The organism is Methanosarcina spelaei (assembly GCF_002287235.1).
Taxonomy (GTDB): domain Archaea; phylum Halobacteriota; class Methanosarcinia; order Methanosarcinales; family Methanosarcinaceae; genus Methanosarcina; species Methanosarcina spelaei.
This window is the reverse complement of record NZ_LMVP01000103.1, coordinates 1-7,628: the sequence shown is the minus strand read 5'-3', so window position 1 is coordinate 7,628 and position 7,628 is coordinate 1. Positions and strand designations below refer to the sequence as shown.

Here is a 7,628-nt window from a genome sequence, read left to right as displayed (position 1 = left end):
TGGCGCGGACATACCCCGTTGCTTGCAGCGGGGTGCGCCAGCGCAACTTTGATTTAAAAATTAAATATTTGCATTTAGATTTTATAGAAGGCCAAATTTTCTCATTTGGTTTTGGAATTTATAAAGAACTTCATTGGTCATCGGTTAAGGAAAAATCGTTATCAATTGCATTGATTTTCATAAAATTTGTTAAATTATTCATCAAATGCAAAACTGGAATCTGATATCGATTTCAATTTAAACACTAAACATTTGGGTTTGAGTTTTTCCGTCGAAATCGAGATCAGCAGCTCAAAATCCTTAACCGAATACAAATGTAAAGAACTTAAAACAAGAATTAAATTTCGGAGAAAAAGAGTAATAGAAGTCAGAATAAGAGAAACCACTTGAATTTTTAGGATCAGCTTAGTAACTTAATACTCTTTCTTGACCTAAAAGAGATAATTTTTAGAAATAAAAATTAGAAGTTTTCAAATTTAATTACTACTATTTTTAGTTAATAACCTTAGAATCTACCCATAATCAGTGATGTGCTATATCCCTGGCTGCCAGGGTATAGTCAGGGATATGCTATATTCCTGGCTGCCAGAGTACAATCAGTGATGTGCTATATTTCTAGCTGCCAGGGTATAGTCAGGGATATGCTATATTCCTGGCTGCCAGAGTATAATCAGTGATGTGCTATATTTCTAGCTGTCTGGATCTGATTCATGTGAAAAGCAGACGTGGAAAATCCATATTCTTTTTCTGGAACCCAGCAGCATTTTTATGTCCACCGCCGCCATAGTGTTGAGCAATTTCAGCACAATCTGGGGAGTCGGGATTCCCTGAATCGGACCTTAAGCTGAATACCACCATATCCTCTATGGCCTGCCACATGATAGCAATGTCATACTCAGGCTTTTTGTAGATAAATTCTCCAAGTTCGGAGATGCTTCCGGTAGTGTTTACAAGCCTTGCATTCCAATTATGGAAAACACAGTCTACTCCACGGTCAAAAGCTTTCTGAATCTTGTAACTTTGGGATTCAAGAAGTAATTCACCAATTGATATCATTTTATTTACGGTGTCCTCATATTTCGAACCAAGAAGCACAGCCCATACGGCATCGTAAGGGGTTTTCACCATCAGACTGAAGCCTGCAGTGAAAGCTCTTGTCTCAACGTATTCAAACTTCCACAGATCTTTATCTCCAATATAGGCAACAGTCACCGGAAGTGAAGTAGATTCTGGATGTGTAAACTCCCATGTAAGTACACAGGCTGCCTTTTGAAGGGATCGAATTCCCGTAATACTGCTCGAGCTCCACAGATCAGGAAACTTCTCCACAGCGGTCTTATGATGATCGATCCATATCAGTTTAGACCCACAAGCTTTTACGAATTCATCCATTTTATCGCTTGTAAAATCAACAAGCCATACTTCTTCAGCTGCCTTTATTTCGTCCTCACCCCATGACTCTTTGCCGTAATTTATAGAAACAAACTTTATGTCAAATTTATTCCGGTCATAGGAATTACCAGCAATGGCGGCTGCACAACATCCATCGTTGTCGTCATGGTGATAAACCAAAATCGTACGTTTATTGTCTATCATTTTCGATTCTCCATTAGTTAACATGATTTTTTATATTTTCTGCTGAAATGTAATTTCAAGATATATTTAAAGAAAACCCGGTGTGAAAAATATCAATTAAGTATTAATATATATGAACAAAAATATATTTTAAATGTCGAAATCGATATAAGTATAATACAAGCCAAAAAGGAGAATAAAGTCGAGTGAAAAACGGAGACACTAAAACCATACAAGCTTAGTGCATGATTTTATGAGATCTTCTGGACAATAGAGGCGACATAATGGAGGGAAGCAACAAAATGAAGGAGTACTGTAATATTTGTGGCCGGAAACTGCTGGAGGATATGCTTGTTGTTGATACCAGCCAGGATTGAAACCAATAAAGTTCAAGGATGTTCACGAAAGTGACAAAAATGAAAAAAGAGAGAGCAGGTCAGTAATCGACCTGTTATGTTTCTTTTATCTTTTCCTTGAACAGCGTATATGCCCACAGCTGGTAGATAATAACTATGGGTACAAATACTAATGCTCCTCCAAGCATGATGCTCAGGGTCATGTGGCTTGATGCTGCTTCAAAGATGTCTATGCCGTAATCAGGAGAAATAGATGACTTAAGCATATAAGGATAAATGCTTGCAAGCCCGCTTTCAACAATGAAAAGAAGAGTCAGGAGATTACTGCAAAAGGCCGGAAATCCCCTGCCCTTTTTTGCAAAGAACATCGAAAGGACAGCTCCCACTACAGCGAGAACTGGCAATAAATACAGAGCTGGCGTGGCTGAATAGTTGGTTGTGAAACCTTCTATACCCACAAAAGAATATGCCAGATAGACCAGAGACAGTATAAACACAATAAGAGCGCTCTTCTTTGCCAGGTTACCTGCTTTTGAAGCTATGGCTCCTTCGGTCTTGACATTGATCCAGAGTGCACCTGAAGTAACACTCATAAACACAAATAGGACACCACCTATCAACGCATATGGGCTGAAGAGTCCAGGAAGGGTACCTGTATAAACTCCTCCTGAAGCGATTTCGAGTCCCTTGAAGAAGTTCGCAAATGCAACTCCCAAAACCAGAGAAATCAGCAGGCTTCCAATGAACCATCCCCAAGCAAAGGCTTTCTGTATCCGGGGATTCTCATCCTTGTGAAGATATTCCACAGAAATGCCCCTTGCAATTAAGCCAATAAGCAGCAACATCATAGGAAGATACAGGAAAGTGAACATCTTCGAAAACACTAGAGGAAATGCAGCAAACGTTCCACCTGCAGCCAGAATGAGCCATACCTCATTGCCGCCCCAGAAGGGACCAACAGAACTCTGGATTTGTGTCCTCTGCACTTCATCTGTGGCAATAAAAGGTAACAGAAGACCTGCCCCAAGGGAAAACGAGTCTGCAATGAAGTAAACTCCCCATATAACACACCACAGGAAGAACCAGATTACAGCAAGCATATCATGAGTAAGGAAATCAAACATTTTCACTCAGCTCCTGTCGCATTAACTACAGTTTTCTTTATGAGGTATATCTCAAAGACCATCAGGATCAGATAGAATGTGCTTATAAGGGCAACACTTAGCAATACATCTGATATGGGAACCGATGAGATACCATTTGCTGTTTTTAATAGACCATATACCAGCCACGGCTGCCTTCCTACCTCAGCTACGATCCAGCCAGCAGTGATGGCAATATACGGAAGAGGGATAGACCATATCAGCAACTTTAGATACTTGTCTGATGTGTACAATTTGCCTGATTTTTGAAGATATAAGCCTAAAAGAGCCTCTATGATAAACAGGGACCCAAGAACTGTCATTAGCCTGAAGCTCCAGAATATCATTCCTACAGGTGGTAATTCATCCTGATGTAGCTGATTAAGTCCTGTTATTTTTCCGCTGAAACTTCCTGTATACAGGAAACTTGCAAGACCTGGAATTCCCAGCAACTGAACACTATTGGAACCAGTGCTTGAATCAGGTACCTGTATCAGATACATGGGAACTCTTGAACCTGTTTCCCATATTGCATCCATTGCCGCTCCTTTAGCAGGCTGAAGTTCAGTAACATATTGCGCATAACCGTGACCAAGAACTGGAAGCATGACTGCAGTAGCTAATGCTATGGTAACTGCTATGCTGAAAGACTTCTTGAATACTTTACTGTTGTTTCCTTTAAGGAAATGATATGCACAAATTCCCATGATCAGGAACGCTGTCAACAGGTAAGCTGAAAGCAAAGTGTGTACCAGCATGTACCATACATAGCCGTTTGTAATAAGAGCAAAGAAATCTGTCATAACGACTTTGCTCCCGTCAGCAGCCATCTCATAGCCAACTGGATTCTGCATAAAACCATTAGCAGTAATAATCCATAATGAAGATATGTTAGTTCCCAGAGCAACCATCCACATGGAAAATGTCTTTAGTTTCTGACGGTTGCGGTCCAGGAATATCCATGCACCAAAGAAAGTACCTTCAAGGAAGAAAGCCAGTAATGCTTCCACAGCTAAAGGCGGTCCAAAGACATCTCCCATGAATTCCGCATAGGCACCCCAATTCGTCCCAAACTGGAACGTCAGTGTAAGACCTGAGACCAGACCTACTGCAAAGTTTATCTTGAATACCCTACCCCAGAAATCGGCCATTTTTCGCCAGGTTTCATCTTTGTTCCTGTAGTACATTGTTTCCATGCTTGCCACTAACAGTGCAAGTCCCAATGTTAGTGGAACGAATATGAAATGGAATGCAGCTGTTATGGCAAACTGAAGCCGACTTAATAAAATTAATTCAACCATTCATTACCCCTCGTTTTACCTCGTTTTATTACTTACAGCACAGGATCATATTTACGCTGAAGCAAGCCGATGTTCTTCTGTCCACAACTTGCAGTTAATCTTCATGCTCAATCTCACAAGTAAGAACCTGAAGTACAATGTCATATGCCACTGGATTTTTATTTTTGACCATCTGAAGAATATGCCATTGTACATCCGGATAACATACTGTTTTCCCTTGCTATTCTGCTAAAGTTATATTTCATCCTCAGATTCCCCGGACTTTTTAGGTTCTTCAGACTTTTTAGATTCCTTACATTTTTTACAAATACCATAAAAGTTAGTGCTTGTTGAAACAATAGTAAATCCTTCTATTTCCTCAGCTATCTTCATTGAGTAGTCCAATAATTGTTCCGAATTGAAATCCTCCATACTTCCGCATTCCCTGCAGATTAGATGGTGATGCGGAATGAAATTCGCTTCAAATCTTGAGACTCCTTTTACATTCACCTCCTCCAGTAACCCTTTCTCCGTAAGGAATTTGAGATTTTTATATACGGTAGCCTTGCTTATACGCGTCAGTTTTTGTCTAACCCCATCATAAACTTCGTCTACAGTGGGATGACCATCGTGTTCACGCAGGAAAGCAAGTATTTCAACTCTCTGATTTGTGTATTTCATGCCAGCTTTGTCTGTGGGCTTCATTGCCGTCCACCTAAATTACCTGTGAAAGCAGATTTACTTAGATATACATGATATCCATTACTAAATGATATTTATTATTATTTAACAATTACTATCAATCACTTTATTTCTTTACTTAGAGAAGTCTTGCAACTGCATTATTTTCTTAACGCTGTGCCCTGAAGTTTCCCCACTAAAAGTACAGTTAAAGAACAGTAGTTTTGGACAGAACTTGCTAGGGCAAAACAGTAGTTTTGGACAGAACTTGCTAGGGCAAAACAGTAGTTTTGGACAGAACTTGCTAGGGCAAAACAGTAGTTTTGGACAGAACTTGCTAGAGCAAGATTGTCCAATCTTTTGAGTAAAATTCACAGTTGTTTGCAACATTAATTGGAAAAGAAATCTAAATTTTATTGTACATTTGGATACAACAGTCTCAAATTTTGTACGATTTACCTATATTATTTATTAATAAACTTCTGAACTAACCTGCATCCATGTGCTTAACCTACACCTTTGTGCTATATCTAAGGATTGCAGCAATGCCTCCAAAAGCTATAATAAGTTGAGAGCCTTCGTCAAAATCCGTTGATACAAAAGCAATTTTTGCATTGCCTTTATCAGCGAGTTCTGAGAATTCACCGACGATATCAATAACATCCGTGACTTCAAGTGCAGAACCACATTCAGGACAATTTCCTGCAAAAGGAACAGCTTCATCTGGTTTCCAATTTCTTGTCCGTTTATTCTCATATCCACAAACACTGCATTTGAGAGTTACTTTTTCAGATCGCAGGTCTTCAGAAAGTAAAAGCACATCAACTGCCTTTATTTCGAGGTTCACCCGTACATTATCTTCTCCATAAGATACTTTACCAGACTCAGTAGCAAGCTCTCTAAAAAATAGTTCCATGTCTCTCTTTTGCTTAATTAAGTCAATACCCTGGAGAGTGTCCTCTGCTGCATTTATTAATTCAGAAAAACCTGATTCGTCCGTATACCCCGTATCGAACAGTCCAAGAACCTTTTTCTGAAGCTCATAATGTAGAAATCCACCTTCACCGAACTCTTCTTTAGTTGGAGAATGCCCTCCTATAAGAATGCCTTTAAGTTCAGCTGGCTCCACTTCAAGAAATGCCTCATTTGCAGCATCCCCTATTCTTTTGTAGAAATCATGAATAGCAATGCGTCTGAGCTGTTCAAAGCGATGTGCACTCTGACCTCCTTTTCTTTGTTTGCCAGGGACAGTAGAGTGGAGATGCTTAATAACTTCAGTTTGCCTACCTACGAGCATTCCGATAGTTGCTTCTCTTAAATCCAGAAGTATAAGTCCATAAGTACTGCACTCTCTGAGCATTTTCTCAAGGGGCTCAAGATAAAAAACGGAATCACAGTGATATATGTAATCTACAACAGGTTCCGGAGGAATAAGAACTTCATTTACCATGCCTGTCCTGTTAGTTCCGGTATCGACAGGCCCTGCAAAATAAACTATCCCGTTTCCTGGTACTTTGTTAAGCGATCTTAACTTTGCCAACAAAAAATCAAGTGTTCCCTGTACGTTATTGCCGGTAAGTTTAGACTTAATATCCGAGGACTGCTCATGCTCTTCTCTCAAATGATTTGTAACATCTGAAATCTGTATATCAGAAGGAATATAAAGGGAAATTAATTCTGTGCTCTTTCCACTTTTATTTCTCAGAATCTCAAGCTTCTTTTTTAATACATATTTTTCATACGTACAGTATTCAGCCGTTCCGACTTCCTCCTTTTCTCATAAGCATGCAACTCAGTTGTTATGGCAAACTGAGGTCGACTTAATAAAAGTAATTTAACAATTTGTTATCCCTTATTTTATTTGCACTAGGAAGTTATTACGACAAGGAAAACACTGCCAATTGTAAAGACCAACGACAATTACCATATTTACATAGATTTATATTTATTAGAGTAAATTTGCAAATACACAATGACTTTGAACATAAAAATCATGAAAAGAACAGAGTTCATGGACATCATATATCCATGAACCATTGCACACGATCAATATTTGCACCGGAACAAGTCGAGATCTTCCTTCAAAGCCTCACTGTTCTGGCGCCCGTTTTTGTTGATCCGTCAGTTTTGTCTTGGTGGTATAAGCTCATTCGCTCTGATCCGTTCGTTTTAATCTGTTCTCTAATTTTTTGTGGGGTTACAATCTATAATTATTCCCAAACTTATTTAAAATAAATTATATGAAAAATTGGTTCTGAACAAATAATATTTTCAGGTAAAATGTTTTGTTAGTAAACAACATTAAAATATTAATTATGATTATAAATTTTTCTTATTTCAATGAATCATTTTTATATTTTCTGCAACTAAACGACACAATTCCATAATCTAGTGATTTCTCTTATTGTTCTTTCCTCAAACCTACAATTTTCTCTGCTAACTACCTCAAAAAGCTGCAATAATCTTGAAAAACAAATTCTTTGGCATTTTTGCCAAAGAATTTGTTTATTCATTAGATATTTTTTTTGAATATTTTATCTAAAATCAATACGCTCCGCTACTTTTTAAAGTGTAACTTTTATCAAAATAACTTA

Annotated in this window: 5 protein-coding genes and 1 pseudogene; 1 reads left to right on the top strand and 5 read right to left on the bottom strand. The window is 38.4% G+C overall.

Going from position 1 to position 7,628, the window contains the following annotated elements:
- Window positions 1-224 (top strand): hypothetical protein (locus tag ASJ81_RS23250; protein WP_212556043.1); only part of this gene is annotated, 224 nt, incomplete at its 5' end.
- A gap of 484 nt (window positions 225-708) precedes the next feature.
- Here ASJ81_RS23250 and ASJ81_RS07120 read toward each other — a convergent pair.
- The 5 genes and pseudogenes from ASJ81_RS07120 to prf1 form a co-directional block, all read right to left on the bottom strand.
- Entirely contained in the window at window positions 709-1,596 is an 888-nt protein-coding gene (locus ASJ81_RS07120) for a DHHA1 domain-containing protein (protein WP_095643876.1), read from the bottom strand.
- A 430-nt stretch (window positions 1,597-2,026) separates the two neighbouring features.
- A complete protein-coding gene (gene cydB / locus ASJ81_RS07115) occupies window positions 2,027-3,055 on the bottom strand; it encodes a cytochrome d ubiquinol oxidase subunit II (RefSeq protein WP_095643875.1) in 1,029 nt (342 codons plus the stop codon).
- A 2-nt stretch (window positions 3,056-3,057) separates the two neighbouring features.
- Window positions 3,058-4,374, bottom strand: a complete 1,317-nt coding sequence (locus tag ASJ81_RS07110; RefSeq protein WP_095643874.1) for a cytochrome ubiquinol oxidase subunit I — start codon at window positions 4,372-4,374, stop codon at window positions 3,058-3,060.
- Between the two features lie 234 nt (window positions 4,375-4,608).
- The gene (locus tag ASJ81_RS07105) at window positions 4,609-5,058 is read right to left on the bottom strand and encodes a Fur family transcriptional regulator (protein ID WP_095643873.1); all 450 of its coding nucleotides are present in this window, start codon (window positions 5,056-5,058) and stop codon (window positions 4,609-4,611) included.
- 487 nt (window positions 5,059-5,545) lie between these two features.
- Window positions 5,546-6,790, bottom strand: a pseudogene (gene prf1, locus ASJ81_RS07100) (peptide chain release factor aRF-1); the annotation flags it as partial.
- Between the last annotated feature and the right edge of the window lie 838 nt (window positions 6,791-7,628).